The 15,601-nt window shown below is 64.3% G+C and carries 16 protein-coding genes; 8 read left to right on the top strand and 8 right to left on the bottom strand.

From position 1 onward, the window contains the following. Nucleotides 1-17 precede the first annotated feature (17 nt). From OGR47_RS00680 to fabA, 3 genes are all read right to left on the bottom strand, one after another. The gene (locus OGR47_RS00680; RefSeq protein WP_165049732.1) at nucleotides 18-383 is read right to left on the bottom strand and encodes a hypothetical protein; all 366 of its coding nucleotides are present in this window, start codon (nucleotides 381-383) and stop codon (nucleotides 18-20) included. A gap of 187 nt (nucleotides 384-570) precedes the next feature. After that, complete coding sequence (fabB, locus tag OGR47_RS00675) at nucleotides 571-1,794, bottom strand: beta-ketoacyl-ACP synthase I (RefSeq protein ID WP_165049730.1); 1,224 nt, start codon at nucleotides 1,792-1,794, stop codon at nucleotides 571-573. 181 nt (nucleotides 1,795-1,975) lie between these two features. Beyond that, nucleotides 1,976-2,497, bottom strand: coding sequence for a 3-hydroxyacyl-[acyl-carrier-protein] dehydratase FabA (fabA, locus tag OGR47_RS00670; protein WP_165049727.1), 522 nt, complete (start codon nucleotides 2,495-2,497; stop codon nucleotides 1,976-1,978). A gap of 340 nt (nucleotides 2,498-2,837) precedes the next feature. Here fabA and irrA point away from each other — a divergent pair, with 340 nt between their 5' ends. Continuing rightward, nucleotides 2,838-3,221, top strand: a complete 384-nt coding sequence (gene irrA, locus OGR47_RS00665) for an iron response transcriptional regulator IrrA (RefSeq protein WP_246729592.1) — start codon at nucleotides 2,838-2,840, stop codon at nucleotides 3,219-3,221. A 158-nt stretch (nucleotides 3,222-3,379) separates the two neighbouring features. On the opposite strand, the gene OGR47_RS00660 is transcribed toward irrA, so the two are convergent. Further along, nucleotides 3,380-3,850, bottom strand: a complete 471-nt coding sequence (locus OGR47_RS00660) for an SH3 domain-containing protein (protein ID WP_246729587.1) — start codon at nucleotides 3,848-3,850, stop codon at nucleotides 3,380-3,382. Nucleotides 3,851-4,121: 271 nt separating this feature from the next. Between OGR47_RS00660 and OGR47_RS00655 the strand changes: the two genes are divergently transcribed. From OGR47_RS00655 to OGR47_RS00645, 3 genes are all read left to right on the top strand, one after another. Next, nucleotides 4,122-5,117, top strand: a complete 996-nt coding sequence (locus tag OGR47_RS00655) for a 2-hydroxyacid dehydrogenase (RefSeq protein ID WP_165049723.1) — start codon at nucleotides 4,122-4,124, stop codon at nucleotides 5,115-5,117. Nucleotides 5,118-5,320: 203 nt separating this feature from the next. After that, a complete protein-coding gene (locus tag OGR47_RS00650; RefSeq protein WP_165049721.1) occupies nucleotides 5,321-5,821 on the top strand; it encodes an META domain-containing protein in 501 nt (166 codons plus the stop codon). Between the two features lie 239 nt (nucleotides 5,822-6,060). After that, the gene (locus OGR47_RS00645; RefSeq protein WP_165049719.1) at nucleotides 6,061-6,294 is read left to right on the top strand and encodes a hypothetical protein; all 234 of its coding nucleotides are present in this window, start codon (nucleotides 6,061-6,063) and stop codon (nucleotides 6,292-6,294) included. Here OGR47_RS00645 and truA read toward each other — a convergent pair. The 3 genes from truA to def all read right to left on the bottom strand — a co-directional run bounded on the left by truA (nucleotide 6,288) and on the right by def (nucleotide 8,794). Continuing rightward, the gene (gene truA, locus OGR47_RS00640; RefSeq protein WP_165049716.1) at nucleotides 6,288-7,025 is read right to left on the bottom strand and encodes a tRNA pseudouridine(38-40) synthase TruA; all 738 of its coding nucleotides are present in this window, start codon (nucleotides 7,023-7,025) and stop codon (nucleotides 6,288-6,290) included. The genes OGR47_RS00645 and truA overlap by 7 nt on opposite strands. A gap of 272 nt (nucleotides 7,026-7,297) precedes the next feature. Next, nucleotides 7,298-8,224 carry a methionyl-tRNA formyltransferase gene (gene fmt, locus OGR47_RS00635; protein ID WP_165049714.1) on the bottom strand — a complete coding sequence of 309 codons (927 nt, stop codon included), beginning with the start codon at nucleotides 8,222-8,224 and terminating at the stop codon, nucleotides 7,298-7,300. A 3-nt stretch (nucleotides 8,225-8,227) separates the two neighbouring features. Then, nucleotides 8,228-8,794 (bottom strand): peptide deformylase, encoded by a 567-nt coding sequence (gene def / locus OGR47_RS00630; protein ID WP_165049713.1) that lies wholly within the window; start codon nucleotides 8,792-8,794, stop codon nucleotides 8,228-8,230. A 175-nt stretch (nucleotides 8,795-8,969) separates the two neighbouring features. On the opposite strand from def, the gene OGR47_RS00625 reads away from it, so the two are divergent. The 3 genes from OGR47_RS00625 (at nucleotide 8,970) to OGR47_RS00615 (ending at nucleotide 11,538) form a co-directional block, all read left to right on the top strand. Beyond that, nucleotides 8,970-9,530, top strand: coding sequence for a LemA family protein (locus tag OGR47_RS00625; protein WP_165049711.1), 561 nt, complete (start codon nucleotides 8,970-8,972; stop codon nucleotides 9,528-9,530). Nucleotides 9,531-9,662: 132 nt separating this feature from the next. Further along, nucleotides 9,663-10,781, top strand: a complete 1,119-nt coding sequence (locus OGR47_RS00620) for a M48 family metallopeptidase (RefSeq protein ID WP_165049709.1) — start codon at nucleotides 9,663-9,665, stop codon at nucleotides 10,779-10,781. 43 nt (nucleotides 10,782-10,824) lie between these two features. Continuing rightward, on the top strand, nucleotides 10,825-11,538 hold the full coding sequence (locus OGR47_RS00615) for a DsbA family protein (RefSeq protein WP_246729586.1): 714 nt from the start codon (nucleotides 10,825-10,827) through the stop codon (nucleotides 11,536-11,538). Nucleotides 11,539-11,605: 67 nt separating this feature from the next. On the opposite strand, the gene OGR47_RS00610 is transcribed toward OGR47_RS00615, so the two are convergent. Beyond that, complete coding sequence (locus OGR47_RS00610; RefSeq protein ID WP_246729585.1) at nucleotides 11,606-14,101, bottom strand: putative bifunctional diguanylate cyclase/phosphodiesterase; 2,496 nt, start codon at nucleotides 14,099-14,101, stop codon at nucleotides 11,606-11,608. 325 nt (nucleotides 14,102-14,426) lie between these two features. Here OGR47_RS00610 and OGR47_RS00605 point away from each other — a divergent pair, with 325 nt between their 5' ends. Further along, the gene (locus OGR47_RS00605) at nucleotides 14,427-15,518 is read left to right on the top strand and encodes a CorA family divalent cation transporter (protein ID WP_165049707.1); all 1,092 of its coding nucleotides are present in this window, start codon (nucleotides 14,427-14,429) and stop codon (nucleotides 15,516-15,518) included. The last annotated feature ends 83 nt before the right edge of the window (nucleotides 15,519-15,601 follow it).

Genomic DNA, 15,601 nt, shown 5'->3' with positions numbered 1-15,601 from the left:
TCAACCGTGGAAGCGCGCTAGCGCTTGCGGTACTCGCCGGTAAAATCACAAGCCACGCCGTGAAATGGTAGGCAGTTTTCTTCCTCGACGCTGACGCCCTTCTTGGTGCGGCGGAGGACCAGCGTGCATTTGTCTGTTTCCATGACGGCGGTCGCCCGGAGAACGTCGCCCGCAACCGGACCGGCGCCGTCGAAATCACCCGTGCAAGCCTGCGACGCCACGCTGGCCCGGACATTATAGCTGTCGTCGCTGCTCTTCTTGATCTCGATGTCCTGCGAATAGGAATTCGAGCCCGCGACATAGCGCCCTTCGAAAGCGCTCGCGCCCGACGGGAAGAGGGCGGCGGCGAGCGCGATGCTGCAACGTCCGAACATCGCCGTCATGGCCGGGCTTGTCCCGGCCATCCACGCCAAGGGGCGCGGCTCACTCGGGGACGGAACGAGGTTTTCGCCAAAGACCGCTCCGGTCGAAATTCTATTCAGGCTGTTCGTCACGATTGGATGTCATTGCGCGCGTGGATGGCCGGGACGAGCCCGGCCATGACGAGGGTGCGAGTCGGCGCTAAGCGCCTCACGCATCGGGATGCTTGAAAACCAACGTGGCGTTGGTGCCGCCGAAGCCGAAGGAGTTCGACAGAACCGCGCCGAGCTTCACATTGTCGCGACGCTGGCGCACGATCGGCATATCGGCGAATTCGGGATCGAGCTCCTCGATATTGGCGCTCTCGCAGATAAAGCCGTTCTGCATCATCAGCAGCGAATAGATCGACTCCTGCACGCCGGTCGCGCCGAGCGAATGGCCGGTGAGCGACTTGGTGGCGGCGATCGGCGGGCATTTGTCCTCGCGGCCGAAGACTTCGCGCAGCGCCTCGATCTCCTTGGCGTCGCCGACCGGCGTCGCGGTGGCGTGCGGATTGATGTAGTCGATTGGGCACTTAACGGTCGCGAGCGCTTGTTTCATGCAGCGCACCGCGCCTTCGCCCGAGGGGGCCACCATGTCGTGGCCGTCGGAGGTTGCGCCATAGCCGGCGATCTCGGCGTAGATCTTGGCGCCGCGCGCCTTGGCGCGCTCATATTCCTCCAGCACCAGCACGCCAGCGCCGCCGGCGATCACGAAACCGTCGCGGTTCTTGTCATAGGCGCGCGAGGCGGTCGCCGGGCGGTCGTTATAGGCGGAAGACATGGCGCCCATGGCGTCGAAGAGGACGGAGAGCTCCCACTCCAATTCCTCGCAGCCGCCGGCGAACATCACATCCTGTTTGCCATATTGGATCATCTCATAGGCGTTGCCGATGCAATGGTTCGAGGTCGCGCAGGCCGAGGAGATCGAATAGTTCACGCCCTTGATCTTAAACCATGTGGCAAGCGTGGCGGAGGCCGTCGAGGACATGCATTTCGGCACGGCGAAGGGGCCGACGCGCTTGGGGCCTTTGGTGCGGGTGATGTCCGCGGCCTCCACGACGGTGCGGGTCGAAGGGCCGCCTGAGCCCATGATGATGCCGGTGCGCTCATTGGAGATATCCGCCTCGGTGAGCCCGGAGTCGAGGATCGCCTGATCCATGGCGACGTGGTTCCAGGCGGTGCCCGTGGCGTGGAAGCGCATGGCGCGGCGATCGACAATCGTCGAGGGATCGAGCGTCGGCAGGCCATAGACCTGACAACGGAAGCCCAGCTCCGCGTATTTTTCGGCGCGAACGATGCCGGAGCGCGCCTCGCGCAGAGAGGCGACCACTTCCTGCGTCGTATTGCCGATCGACGATACGATGCCCATGCCGGTGACGACGACTCGTCTCATTTCTCTCTCCCTGCGCGGCTTGACGCCGTTTCCTATAGCTTCTGGCCGGTTTTCCTCGCCCGTCGAGACGACGGCCTCCTCAGGGTGAGGAAAACGGCTGGGGCCGTCCACTCTCTCGCAACGACAACCTCATCCCGAGGAGCCCGCCAAGCGGGCGTCTCGAAGGATGTGCCGCATCAACTCACGCCGCCGGCGCCGGGGCGTTTGCGAGGCCAACCTTGAGGTCCTTCGCCTCATAGATGCGCTGGCCGTCCGCCGCCACCCAGCCGTCCGCCATGCCGAGCACGAGCTTGCCCGTGCGTACGCGCTTGAGGTCGATGCCGTAAGTGACGGTCTTCACGGTCGGGCGCACCTGGCCGGAGAACTTCACCTCGCCGACGCCGAGCGCCATGCCGCGGCCGGGATTGCCGAGCCAGGCGAGATAGAAGCCGACCATCTGCCACAGCGCGTCGAGGCCCAGGCAGCCGGGCATGACCGGATTGCCCTTGAAGTGGCAATCGAAGAACCAGAGGCTCGGCTTGACGTCGAGCTCGGCGCGCATATAGCCGTTGCCGAGCTCGCCGCCCGTCTCGAAAATTTCGGTGACGCGGTCGAACATCAGCATCGGCGGCAGCGGCAGTTGCGCATTGCCGGGGCCGAAGAGCTCCTCGCGCCCGCAGGCCAACAAATCCTCATAGCCAAATGACGAGCGCCGTTCGCTCATGATCTCACCGCCTCCGCTGCAGCCTTTTGACAGGCCCTGTTCCCCACCTTTGCGCGGCTCCTGAACCGAGCGCGCGTCGCCCGTTTGTTTTCGCCGCCCCAAGCCCAGCAGGACGACGGGACGGATTTTTTAGGGCTGGCGTTCCGTAACATAGCCCGAAGCCCGCCGAAAGCGCCTGCTTGCGCCAGCGGCGCTCGATGCGAGACGGGCGACAGAAGTTGAGGCTTCCGGGTTTTTTTGGTATAGGTCAAAGAAAATCATGGGCCGCTCGCCAATGGACGTTTTCGCCAACCAACCGATATCGCCCGGCCTTTCCGAGCGCCGCAAGCCCGTCCACGCCATGCTGGTCGACGCCGGATTGCGCCCGACCCGGCAGCGCGTCGCGCTCGGCGAGCTGCTCTTTCGAGGCTGCGACCGCCATGTGACCGCGGAGCGCCTCTTCGACGAGGCGGTCGCCGCCAATCTCTCGGTCTCGCTCGCAACCGTCTATAATACGCTGCATCAGTTCACCGACGCTGGCCTCCTGCGCGAGATCGCCGTCGATGGCGCGCGGGTCTATTTCGACACCAATGTGAGCGACCACCACCACTTCCTCATCGAGGAAGACGGCGAGCTTTACGATATTCCGGGCTCCAATGTCGCGGTGGCGAATCTGCCGACGCCGCCCAAGGGGCTGCGGATCGATCGGGTTGATGTCGTGGTGCGGCTGCGGCGGGAGGGGTAGGGCCCTGCCCTCATCCGACCCCGCTTTGCGGGGCCACCTTCTCCCGTAAACGGGAGAAGGAATCGCGGTCGAAATTTTGTGAATCGAAAACTCGGGTTTCTCCCTTCTCCCGCGTGCGGGAGAAGGTGGCCCCTGCGTCAGCAGGGGTCGGATGAGGGCTACTCCACCTTCTCCCCCGGATACACCCCCCACAAATTCTCCTGCTGGATATACCCATCAAATTCCTTGCTTGCGATGCGGCACCATTTGCCGTCGCAGCCACGCAGATTGCCGATCACGCCCGGCCCGAGCTTCGCCACCGGCGTCGAATGGTCTGACGCCAGCAGCAGCTGCGGCTCCTTTTTCCAGGGCGCGATCAGCGCCGTGCGGCGGCCCGAGAGCAGCGAATGCAGCACCCAGCCTTCCGTGCCTTCCGAATCGCGAATCTTGCGCCAGGTCTCGAATTCGGCGGTAATCTCCACGGGCAGTCCGGCGCGCTGGTAAATCCAGAGGGTGGGATGCTCCTTGCTCGGCCCTTCGCGCAGATTGACGCGATCCGATTTCAGGCTGACATATCGGGGAATAGGCAATTTGCTCACCGGGCCGAGCTGCGGCTCCTGCGCCCGCGCGAAAGGCGAAAAATGGAGCATAATCAAGCTGAAAGCCGCTAATAGGCCGGTCGAAATCCTGCTTTTTTGCTGCCGCATGATGGGGATGATCGCTCGTCTTGTCTTTGGCCCGCCATCTGCTAGGAACGAAAAAGCAGGCGCCGGGCGGCATCGTCGTTTTGTCGCCTGCCATCGTTAAGACCGGGTTGAAACCGGCGCGCCGACGCAAGGGCCGAGGTCTCGACGCTTTTAGCAAGTTTTCGAGTTTTTGCCACGCAGCCATCCGGGCGAGCCGAAGGGACGAAGCGCAACCATGCCGAAAAAGAAGCCGCTCGTAGTCGTGACGCGACGCTTGCCCGAAGTCATCGAGACCCGCATGTGCGAGCTCTTCGACACCCGGCTCAACGAGACCGACAAGCCGCTCACCCATGAGGAGCTGGCCGAGGCCATGCGCACGGCGGAAGTGCTGGTGCCGACGATCACCGACCGCATCGATTCGAGCCTCATTTCGCAGGCGGGCGAGCAGATGAAGCTCATCGCCAATTTCGGCAATGGCGTCGACAACATCGACGTCGCCTCGGCGCTCGGGCGCTCGATCACCGTCACCAACACGCCGGGCGTCCTCACCGAGGACACCGCCGACATGACCATGGCCCTGATCCTCGCGGTCGCGCGGCGGCTCGTCGAAGGCGCGCGGGCGATCCCGGAAGGCGCCTGGGCCGGCTGGTCGCCGACCTGGATGCTCGGCCATCGCATCACCGGCAAGCGGCTGGGCATCGTCGGCATGGGCCGCATCGGTCAGGCGCTGGCGCGGCGCGCCAAGGCCTTCGGCCTCTCGATCCATTACCACAACCGCCGCCGCGTCCCGGTGGAGATCGAGGAACAGCTGGAGGCGACCTATTGGGAGTCGCTCGACCAGATGCTGGCGCGGGTCGACGTCGTGTCGATCCACTGCCCGCACACGCCAGCGACCTATCACCTGCTCTCGGCGCGCCGGCTGAAATATCTGCGTCCGCAATCGATATTGGTGAACACCGCGCGCGGCGAGATCGTTGACGAAAACGCGCTGATGCGCATGCTGGAGGCCAATGAAATGGCCGGCGCCGGCCTCGACGTCTTCGAGCATGAGCCCGCCGTATCGCCCAAGCTCCTCAAGCTCGCCCAGAGCGGCAAGGTGACGCTCTTGCCGCATATGGGCTCCGCGACCATCGAGGGCCGCATCGACATGGGCGAGAAGGTCATCATCAACATCAAGACATTCATGGACGGCCACCGCCCGCCGGACCGCGTGCTGCCCAGCATGTTGTGATAAAAGCCATCGCGCCTTAGCCTTGCCGCGCGGCGCATTGCCGCGATTCGGGCTTTTTTGCATGCGAATCAAGCGCCTGAGAGCGCGTTCCGCAAAGGCGACGCTTTTGCGACGAGAGCGCGCTTTTCGCTTTTTGATTCGGCGCGATTTCGTATCGCCTGCATGGCTCCATGCGAGCGGCGCGCGCCAGGGAGGGGACTGACATGAACAAGCTATTTTCGATCCTCGCGGCCGCTCTTTGCGTCGCGATGATCGCCGCTCCGGCGCAGGCCAAGAAACGCGCCAAGCCAGCCGATGAAGGCCAGGCGCAGGAGCAGCAGCAGCAGGGCGGCGCGGAGGGCGGCAAGGAGTCGGGCGGCATTCCGCGCTACGTCCCCTTCCCGCACAACCGCAACTTCACGCTGAAGGAAATCAACGGCAAGGCGCCGCCCGTGGAGATGTGGATCAACATCGACTCGACCGGCCGCGCCAATGGTTTTTCGGGCTGCAAGAACTGGTCCGGCGTCTTCGTGATCGGCCCGGACCGCCTCGGCCCGCGCGCCATGCCCGCCACCAACGAACGCCAATGCGACGGCGCTCTGGCCGGCATCGAACGCGACTATTGGGGCGTGCTGCTCTCCGGCCCCTATTGGGACGTGAAGGGCGACACGCTCACGCTCAAGGGCTTCAAGGGCGGCGTGCTGAAGTTCGAACGGTCGCTGTAAGAGCGGGTCACTGTCGTTCCCGGCAGGCATCCTCGACCAAAAAGGGGGCGTCGACTTACGGCGGCCCCTTTTTATTTGAATGGAAATGCGGCGTGCCGCCTCAATCGTGGCCGTTTGCGCCTTGAAATTATCTCCGCCTCGCCAAGCGCGGGGCCCAACATCTCCACGGTAGACAGTTGTTATCGTCTCGGGCGGCCGGCGATTCGCCGGAAAGGGGGCTTTCGAGGAGAGGGGTTTTCATGATCCAGAATCGAAGCCGAGTTAATGGCATTCTTGCCGCCGTTCTGTCGGCGAGCATCGTTCCCATGCATGGCGCGTTGGCGAAGCCGAAATCGCCCGATGCGCCCAAGAGCGCCGCCAAGAAGATCGACACCTCGGCGGTGAAGAAAATGCACCAGCCGGCGGCGGCAAAGGATGACGCCGCGAAATCCGAAACCAGCGGGACCAACGCGCCTGCGACCGTGACTCAATAATCCACGGTGACGAGATAGAGACCGTGCGGCGGGGCAACCTGGCCGCACCGCGCACGGTCTTTCGCCGCGAGGGCGTCGGCGAGATCGTCGGCGGACCATTTGCCGGTCCCGACATGCTCCAGCGAACCAGCCATGGAGCGCACCTGATTATGCAGGAAGGACCTTGCGCAAGTGACGATCTCTATCCGATCGCCCTTGCGGCGGACGTCGAGCCGCTCGAGCGTGCGGATCGGCGAATTGGCTTGGCATTCGGAGGCGCGGAAGGTGGTGAAATCATAGCGGCCGACGAGCCGCTGCGCGGCGTCATGCATCGCCTCGGCGTCGAGCGGGCGCTTGACATGCCAGGCGCGGCCGAGCGTGATGGTCAAGGGCGCGCGGCGATTGTCGATGATGTAGCGGTAGTGGCGGCGGATGGCCGAGAAACGCGCCTCAAAAGTCTCATCCACCGCCCGCGCGCCGACCACCGCAATGGGGTCGGGCTTGAGGTGCGCGTTGAGCGCGTCGCGCAGGCGATCCACGCGCCATTCCCGCATGAGATCGACATGGGCGACCTGGCCCAGCGCATGCACGCCGGCGTCGGTGCGCCCGGCGCCATGGATGATGGCCCGAGCGCCGTTGATCGCGGACACAGCCTCCTCCAACCGCTGCTGCACGGACATGCCATTGGCCTGCCGCTGCCAGCCGACGAAGGGTCCGCCGTCATATTCGATGGTGAGCGCGTAGCGGGGCATGTCAGACCACTAACTCCCCGCCTCGTCATGGCCGGGCACGTCCCGGCCATCCACGCCGCGCAATGACGGCTCATCTGGGGCGGATGGACTCCAATTTCGAAAAATCAACCGACCGGGACGTCGCTCGGATAGGTCTGTAGCGCAGAGCCGATCCTGTCCGTAGGCAAGCTGTGCCCCTTGGCGTGGGTGGCCGGGACAAGCCCGGCCATGACGGTTCCGAAATGAGTGACTCCCCTGTTCGCGAGGGGAGCGAAACTGGCCCTGCCGCCGCATCATCCCAGCACGGCGCCCTTCGCGAGCTTGCGGCCGCGCAGAAATTCCTCGATCGCCATCTCGCCCTTGCCGGCGCGCTGCACGCGCAGCAGCCGAAGCGCGCCATCGCCGCAGGCGATGAGGCCGGCCTCGTCGAGAATTGTCCCCGGCTCGCCTTTGCCCGCTTCCACCTGCGTGCGCAGCGCTTTCACGCGCTCGACGCCATGGCCGAGATCGCCCTCGAAAAAGGCCCCCGGAAAGGGCGCGAGGCCGCGCACATGATCATGCAGCGCCTGCGCCGGCCGGCGCCAATCGATGCGCGCCTCCGCCTTGTCGATCTTGGCGGCGTAGCAGGCGCCTTCCTCTAGCTGCGGCGTGAAACGCAAGTCGCCCTTGGCAAGAAGATCGAGCGCATCGGTCATCAAGGGCGCCCCGAGCTCGGCGAGCCTGTCGTGCAGTTCACCGGCCGTCATATCGGGGCCGATGGGCGTCTTCGCGGTGAGCGCGACAGGGCCCGTGTCGAGCCCGGCGTCCATCTTCATCACCTCGACGCCGCTCTCCTTGTCGCCGGCCATGATCGCGCGCTGGATCGGCGCCGCGCCGCGCCAACGCGGCAGCAGCGAGCCGTGAAGGTTCAGGCAGCCATGTTTCGGCGCGTCGAGAATGGGCTGCGGCAGCAGCAGGCCATAAGCCGCGACCACCGCCACATCGGCGCCGAGCGCCTTGAACGCCTCCTGCTCCTCGGCCCCACGCAGGCTCTTCGGCGTGCGCACGAGAAGCCCTTTGCTCTCGGCGAATTGATGGACGCTGGATTTCTTCTCCGACATCCCCCGCCCCGCCGGGCGCGGCGGCTGGGAATAGACGGCCACGATCTCGTGACCGCGCGCGCAAAGCTCTTTCAGCAGCGCCGTCGCGAAATCCGGCGTGCCCATGAAAATCACGCGCAAGCGTCAGGCCTCGATGTCTTCCGACTGCCGGGCGGCGTCGGTGCGGCGCTGGGCCACGATCTCGTCCATCCGCGCCGCCTTGGTGAATTTCTTGACGACGCGCTCGCGTTTCAGCCGCGACAGATTGTCGATGAACAGCCCGCCTTCGAGATGTTCGAGCTCATGCTGCACGACAGTGGCGAGGAAGCCCTCGGCGTCGAATTCCTGCGCCTCGCCGGCGCGGTCGAGATGGCGCACGCGCACGCGGGCCGGGCGCTTCACGTCGTCGAAATAATCCGGCACCGAGAGGCAGCCCTCGTTATAGGAGGACAGCTCCTCCGAGGCCCAGATGATCTGCGGATTGACGAGGAAGAGCGGGCTGCGCTCCTCCTCCGACTTGCCAATGTCAACGACGACGATGCGCTTGGCCACGGCCACCTGAATGGCGGCGAGCCCGACGCCGGGCGCCTCGTACATGGTCTCCAGCATATCGTCGAGAAGCTGCAAGATCTCGGCGTCGACGCGCTCCACCGGCTGCGAGACCTTGCGCAGCCGGGGATCGGGCAGGGTGATGATCGGCAGAAGAGCCATCGCTAATTCTTTTAGGGTTCGTCGCGTGCAGCGAGCCGTGAGCCTTTCGTCAAGAGATAGGCGTGAGCGGCCGTTCCGTCAAATAGACTCGGCCTATGCCCGGACGCGGCGCAGGGCTAACATGCGCGCGCTCCGGCGGCGGTTTCACGCGGCGGGCCAAGGGGAGGAATGTCAAATGGCGCTACTCATATTGCTCGGCCTCGCGGCGGCGGTCGGCTTCTGGCTGGTCGGGGCCTATAATGGTCTCGTCAATCTGCGGCAGCGCTGCAAACAGGCCTTCTCCGACATCAATGTCCAGCTCAAGCAACGCCACGACCTTGTTCCCAATCTGGTCGAGACGGTGAAGGGCTACGCCACGCATGAGAAGACGACGCTCGAAGACGTGGTCAAGGCGCGCAACGCAGCCGTTTCTGCGGCCGGCCCCACGGCGCAGGGCGCCGCCGAAGGCGCGCTGACCGGCGCGCTTTCCCGCCTCATCGCGCTTAGCGAAGCCTATCCCGATCTAAAGGCCAATCAGAACTTCCAGCAACTGCAGAGCGAACTGGCGGACATAGAGAACAAGATTTCCGCTGCGCGGCGTTTCCTCAACAATACGGTCGCAGAATACAACGCCACGCGCGAGGGCTTTCCCGGCTTTCTCATTGCCCAGCGTTACGCATTCGAGCCTATGGACTATTTCAACCTGGGCGAGGCCGAGCAGAAGGCCATAGAAGCGGCGCCGAAGGTGCAGTTTTGAGTGGGACGCAGTCCCGTCATTGCGAGGAGCAAAGCGACGAAGCGATCCAGAGCCGAGATGACGCCCTGGATTGCTTCGCTTCGCTCGCAATGACGGGACGCCACGCGGCGGCGCCCTAATACGGAAAACCCCATGTTCAAAGCCTACGGCCTTTATTCCCACATCCGCGCCAATCGGATGCGCTCCGCCTTTCTGCTTGCGGGCTTTGTCGTCCTGCTGCTGGCGCTGATGTTTTCCTTCGCGCTGATCTTCGAGGCCCTTAATGCCGGCGACGCGCCTTTCGACGATATCGTCGCCCGCGCGACAAAGGACCTCAAATATGGCTGGCCGATCGGCGTCGCGGCGGCGAGCGCCTGGTTCGCCATTGCCTATTTTTTTCACCAGAGGATGATCGACTTCGCGACCGGCGCGCATGACGTCACCCGCGCGGAATCGCCCCGGCTCTACAATCTCCTCGAAAATCTCTGCATCTCGCGCGGCATTCCCATCCCCGCGCTGCAGATCGTCGAGAGCGACGCGCTCAACGCCTATGCGTCGGGCCTTGAAGAGGGGAAATATCACATCGCCGTGACGCGCGGCCTGCTCGTGGAATTGACCGACCCCGAGATCGAGGCGGTGCTCGCCCATGAGCTGACGCATATCCGCAACCGCGACGTTCAGATGATGGTGATCGCGGTGATCTTCGCCGGCATTTTCGCCTTCGTCGCCGATCTCACCTTCCGCAACTGGAATTTCCCTTTCGGTTTCATGCCGACCCGCTCGTCCGATCGCGAGGACAATCGGCGCGACGGTGGCGCGATTATCGCGATTGTCCTGGCGCTGCTCATCATCCTGCTGAGCTGGGGCGCCTCGGTGCTGATCCGCTTCGCGCTGTCGCGCTCGCGCGAATTTCTCGCCGACGCCGGCTCTGTGGAATTGACCAAAAACCCCGACGCCATGATCTCCGCGCTGCGCAAAATCCAGGCGCATGCGGTCATTCCCGACATGCCCTCGCGCATGCACGCCTTCTTCATCGAGAGCCCCGCGCGGGTGGAAGAATCAAGCTGGCTCGCCACGCATCCGAGCGTAGACGAGCGCATCCGGGCGCTCATTGCTTATGCGGGCGGACAGGACGTGGAGATTGCGCCTGATCCCGCGCCGATCGAGGAAGCCGCGCCCGAGTCGATCGAGCCGCAGCCGGAGGAAGGGTCTTTTCTGCCGAAGGACGGTCGCAGCCCCCTCGATCAACCGAAGCCCGGTCCGTGGGGATGATCGTTTCGGCGTCGGCAGCGCCGAAAAGCCAAGGAGCAAAAAATTGAAGTTTGATCGTCCGAACCGGCAATTGACCAGACGCGCGGCGCTCGGCGTCCTCGGCGCGGCTCCATTTCTCTCGCTCTCTCCGCTTCGCGCGCAGGACAATTCCGCCTTTCCCTTGCGCGGCGAGACCGGCGAGCCGATGCAAAATTTCCGCATCCCATCGGAGCTGGACCCGGCAAGTCTTCCCGGCATTTTATGGGAAGGTCGCCGCGACGGCGATGTGATCCTCTATGAATTCTTCGACTACAACTGCGTTTTCTGTCGAAAAGCCGCTCGAGAGCTTGCGAGCATCGCCGCAGCCGACCAAAACTTGCGCGTCGGCCTGATCAACAACGCCATTCTCTCCATCGGCTCGGTGCAGGCGGCGAAGGTCCAACAATCTGTCTTGCGGCTTTACGGCCCGGCGAAGGCCTATGATTTTCATCTGAAGATGTATGCAGCGCGCGGCGGCGCCAATGGACCGGCAGCGCTCGCCATCGTGCGCGCCATGGGGCTCGATCCGGCCAAGGTGGAAGAATCGGCCGATAGCGAAACGGTCAGCGACGTCGTCAAAAAGCAAACGCGCCTCGCCGCGGCGCTGGGCTTGGCGATGACGCCCGCTTTCGTCATCGCGGGAACGGCGATCCTCGGCTGGCCAGGCGCAAAGCCGCTGCGCGAGATTATCGCCAATGCGCGCAAATGCGATCAGCCGCTTTGCGAGAAGAAGGGCTGATTGGTTCGGCGCCGATCCGGCGGCTGGACAGAAAATGTTGGCGCGTGGCCGGGGCGGGGCAAGCCGCTCACGCCGCGGCCCCCTCCTCCTGCCACGCGCCGAAAAGCTTGCGCGCCATTTCTGCCGGCTGCGGCCTGGCGAAGAGATAGCCCTGCATTTGCGTGCAGCCTTCCTTGCGAAGATGCGCAAGCTGCTCTTCCGTCTCCACCCCTTCCGCCACCGTCGCCACATTCAGACACTGGCCGATGCCCGTCACCGCGCGAACAATGGCGACGCACTGCTGATTGGTCGGCAGCTCCTGCACGAAGGAGCGATCGATCTTGATTTTGTCGAAAGGGAACGCCCGAAGATAGAAGAGCGAGGAATTGCCCGTTCCGAAATCGTCGAGCGAAATATGCACGCCCAAGGCGCGCAGCTGGTGCAAGATCGAGAGATTGTCGCGACTCTCCACCAGCAGAACCGACTCGGTGATCTCCAGCTCCAGGCGGTTCGCCGGCAGGCCGCTGGACTCCAGCGCCCGGACGACCGATTGGACGAGGGCCTCGGACTTGAACTGCGCCGGCGAAAGATTGACGCTCAAGCGCACGGTCGGCGGCCAGTGCATGGCTTCGACGCAAGCGCGCCTGAGCGCCATCTCGCCGATCGGGATGATGAGCCCGCTGGCCTCGGCGATGGGGATGAACTCCACGGGAGAAATGGGCCCGCGGGTCGGATGGGTCCAGCGCAGCAAAGCCTCCATCGCGACGATGCGGCGGCTTTCGATCTCAGCGATGGGCTGATAATGCACCTCGAAGGCGTTGCGCATCAGCGCGTCCCGGAGGTCCGCCTCCAAAATGCGGCGACGCATCAGCGACGCCGCCATCCCCGCGTCGAAGAGCCGATAGGCGCCGCCGCCGGCCTGCTTGACCTGATAAAGCGCGATATCCGCATATTGCAGCAGAGTGTCCGGGTCGCTGGCGTGCGCCGGGGCGATGGCCACGCCGACGCTCGCGCTCACCAGAACATTCTGTCCGTTGATTTTGAGCGGGTGGCCGAGCGCGCCGACGATTTTTTCGGCGAATTGGGCGGCCTCGTCCGGCGAAGCGAGACCTGGTTGGACAAAGGCGAACTCGTCCCCTCCGAGGCGGGCGACCATGTCCCCCGGCCGTAGGATGTCGGAGAGCCGCTCGGCCACGGCGACCAGCAATTGATCGCCCGCGGGATGCCCCAGCGTGTCGTTGATGTCCTTGAAATCATCGAGATCGATGTAATGCGCGGCGAGTGCCTCGCCCGGCTGAAGGGCCTCCAGGCTGGCGGCGAGGCGCATGCGAAACTGGTTGCGATTAGCGAGACCGGTGAGCGAATCGTGAAGCGCCATATGGGCGATGCGCGCCGAAGCCGCCAGTTGCTCGGTTACGTCGACCACCGAGACGAGGACGGCCCGTCGGCCGTCGAAGTCGAGTTCCCGAGCGTGAATTTCTATATCCCGACGCCGCCCGTCGGCAGAGCGCCCCTGCCAGATTCGATCTGCGCTTGCGTCGTCCGGGATTCCTTGGATGCCCGGAAGGTGCGGGTGTTCTTTCTCGTCGAAGAGAGCTTCGAGCGTGGCGTCCAGAAGGCGGTCGCGTGGATAGCCAAAATGCCGGACCGCCGCGTCATTGGCTGCGAGGATTTGCCGGCTATGTGGGTCGTGCACCCACATGGGCATCGGATTTTCTTCGAAGAGCAGCCGGAAATATTCCTCTCGGGCTTTGAGCCGGGTCACGTCGGTCAGCGTAATGGCGATGAGATCGGCGCTCATTGGGGCGGCGCTGAGGCGCAAATGCCGGGGCGACTCCGCGAGCGGCCCGGCGATTTCGAATTCGTCGCAGCGCCGGTTTTTCGAAAGCTCGATCAGCCGGGAGAGCGTGCCGTCGCGCGCGAAGGCAGGGGCCGCCTCGGAGAGGCGCCGCCAGCGAAGCGCCGTTTCAGCCCCCCCGAATAGCCGTGCGGCTCCGTCATTGAGGCTCAGAATGCGGAAATCCACGGGCGCGCCGGCGGCCTCGCCGAAGACGGCCGCGAGCGTGACCAAACCGTCGTCCGTGGCGCGGTAAATGGCGTCGACGATGTTGTGCGCCTGCGCCCGTTCCCGCGAGAAGACGAGAAAAACCGTCGCGCCCTTTCTGGTCGAGAGCGGGAAGATGACGATTTCACGGCTCGTCGCGAGGCCGTCCCGCAGGCAATGCAAGACCTGCATGGCAGGACGGCGCCGCTGCGTCGCGAGGGCCACCGTTTCGCGCATAGAGGCGGCGCAATATTGGTCGATCGCCTCCAAGGCCGTGCATCGTAGCTCCTGACCGAGCCAGCTCTCGATCGATCTGCCCGCATAATAGATTTCGAGGCCGCCGCCGCGCCCCTCCCCCATGAGGCCGAGATCGTCGGCGAGGGTTCCGAGACTCCCCAGAGCGAGTTCCTCGAAGCGTGGAAATTCAGATGGCTTCTCTGTCTGGCAGCCCCAGCTGACGCACAGCTCGCGGACTTCCTCGAAGTCGCTGAGCACACCAAAAGCGGCGGATATATCTTCCGCCGGATCCATAGCCATCATGACGCTACACCAACATAGACCAATATCTAGCTTGAGGTTGGGGGCCGGAGTTGAAAAAAACGTAAAATTTCCATGGCCTTGTGAGAGATACTGCGTCGCAATTGTGTCATAAACAGACGACTGCCCGCGTGACTGCCCGGCCGATGAAAATAAGTGGGGGCGCCTTCCCAAGCGCCGGGGACGCGTTTAATTGAAACGCTGTCGCTTTCTCTCATCGGCCTCGGCGGCTTGTCGCGCATCTGGACGCCGAACCGCCGCCCCCGGTTGCGCCGGAATTCACCGCGAGGCTCGGCGCGGCCTAGACGATCCCCTACAGCTCGAGCTCATGACCGCCGACCGTCTGAAAGAACCCCTTCACGCCGGCATTCCCGGCTGTCTCTGGATCATCCGCTTCGACGCGCAGGGCCGCGCCGAGCCGGGCTCGACGGTCGATCTCGACGCTCTTGGCGAGGCGCGCGAGGGCTTTGTCTGGCTGCATCTCGATCTGACCGACGTGCGCGCGCGGCCGCTCATCGGCCGGATCGGGGTGCTCTCGGACAGCGCGCGCGAGGCGCTCCGCGAGCCGGTAGATCACCAATATCTCGAATATTCGGAAGGCCTGCTGAGCGGCGCCCTGCTCGATCACGAGCGCACCCTCGCCGGTCCGGCGTCGCGCACGGATTTCCTGCGCTTCGCGATAGACGAAAGCTTCCTGGTGACAGCCCGGCGGCGGCCGATGAGCTGCGTCGACGCCATTCGCAGCGCCGTCGGCAGGGGGACCACCGTCGAATCGCCCTTCGCCCTCTTCGAGATGATGACGGCCAACATCGTCGACGAGCTGAGCCGGATGGCTAATGACATCGGCCTCGCCTTCGATCGCGCCGAGGATTTGATCATCGACGCGCGCGGGCGGGATGCGCGGCCGCTGCTCGGCGCCGGGCGCCGCGACGCCGTGCGGCTCTCGCGGCAGATCGGTGGCCTTGTTTCGACGCTGGCGCGCCTCGAAGATATCGAGGACGATCCCAATAGCGCCGCCGACAACGCGCTGCGCGAGACCGCGTCCCGGCTCGTGCAGCATACCGAATCGCTCGCCCGGGACATGCAAACCCTCCAGGATCGCGCCCGCCTGCTGCAGGACGAGCTGAACGCCATTCTGAATCTCGAGACCAACGACCGGCTCTATGTGCTGACCGTGGTCACGACGCTCTTGCTGCCGGCGACCTTTGTCACCGGCTTTTTCGGGATGAATCTTAAGAATCTGCCTTTCTCGGAAAGCGAGGAGGGCGTCGTCTACGCCACCATCGTTTGTATTTTTGCGGCGGGGCTCGTGCTGCTGTTGATGCGGCGCTGGGGCCTTACCGACTCCGAGGGCGCCGAGGAGAGCCGGCCGCGCGGCTCCAAGCCGCCGGCGCCGCCGGCCGACACCAGCAGTTACTGAGCAGCAGTTACTGAGGCTGACACGATCGGCGCTTTACATGCCGCCCCGCCCCGCCTAATTTCCGCGCCACTTAACAGGGAGCG

Origin of the sequence: Methylocystis sp. MJC1 (genome assembly GCF_026427715.1) — a bacterium.
Lineage (GTDB): Bacteria > Pseudomonadota > Alphaproteobacteria > Rhizobiales > Beijerinckiaceae > Methylocystis.
Note: the sequence above shows the minus strand (reverse complement) of the source record. Positions and strands in the feature narration are given on the sequence as shown.

Excerpts from the sequence above, each read along its gene's own strand:
- OGR47_RS00680 (WP_165049732.1), bottom strand. The coding sequence starts at position 383 with ATGACGGCGATGTTCGGACGTTGCAGCATCGCGCTCGCCGCCGCCCTC.
- fabB (WP_165049730.1), bottom strand. The coding sequence starts at position 1,794 with ATGAGACGAGTCGTCGTCACCGGCATGGGCATCGTATCGTCGATCGGC.
- fabA (WP_165049727.1), bottom strand. The coding sequence starts at position 2,497 with ATGAGCGAACGGCGCTCGTCATTTGGCTATGAGGATTTGTTGGCCTGC.
- irrA (WP_246729592.1), top strand. The coding sequence starts at position 2,838 with ATGCTGGTCGACGCCGGATTGCGCCCGACCCGGCAGCGCGTCGCGCTC.
- OGR47_RS00660 (WP_246729587.1), bottom strand. The coding sequence starts at position 3,850 with ATGCTCCATTTTTCGCCTTTCGCGCGGGCGCAGGAGCCGCAGCTCGGC.
- OGR47_RS00655 (WP_165049723.1), top strand. The coding sequence starts at position 4,122 with ATGCCGAAAAAGAAGCCGCTCGTAGTCGTGACGCGACGCTTGCCCGAA.
- OGR47_RS00650 (WP_165049721.1), top strand. The coding sequence starts at position 5,321 with ATGAACAAGCTATTTTCGATCCTCGCGGCCGCTCTTTGCGTCGCGATG.
- OGR47_RS00645 (WP_165049719.1), top strand. The coding sequence starts at position 6,061 with ATGATCCAGAATCGAAGCCGAGTTAATGGCATTCTTGCCGCCGTTCTG.
- truA (WP_165049716.1), bottom strand. The coding sequence starts at position 7,025 with ATGCCCCGCTACGCGCTCACCATCGAATATGACGGCGGACCCTTCGTC.
- def (WP_165049713.1), bottom strand. The coding sequence starts at position 8,794 with ATGGCTCTTCTGCCGATCATCACCCTGCCCGATCCCCGGCTGCGCAAG.
- OGR47_RS00625 (WP_165049711.1), top strand. The coding sequence starts at position 8,970 with ATGGCGCTACTCATATTGCTCGGCCTCGCGGCGGCGGTCGGCTTCTGG.
- OGR47_RS00620 (WP_165049709.1), top strand. The coding sequence starts at position 9,663 with ATGTTCAAAGCCTACGGCCTTTATTCCCACATCCGCGCCAATCGGATG.
- OGR47_RS00610 (WP_246729585.1), bottom strand. The coding sequence starts at position 14,101 with ATGATGGCTATGGATCCGGCGGAAGATATATCCGCCGCTTTTGGTGTG.
- OGR47_RS00605 (WP_165049707.1), top strand. The coding sequence starts at position 14,427 with ATGACCGCCGACCGTCTGAAAGAACCCCTTCACGCCGGCATTCCCGGC.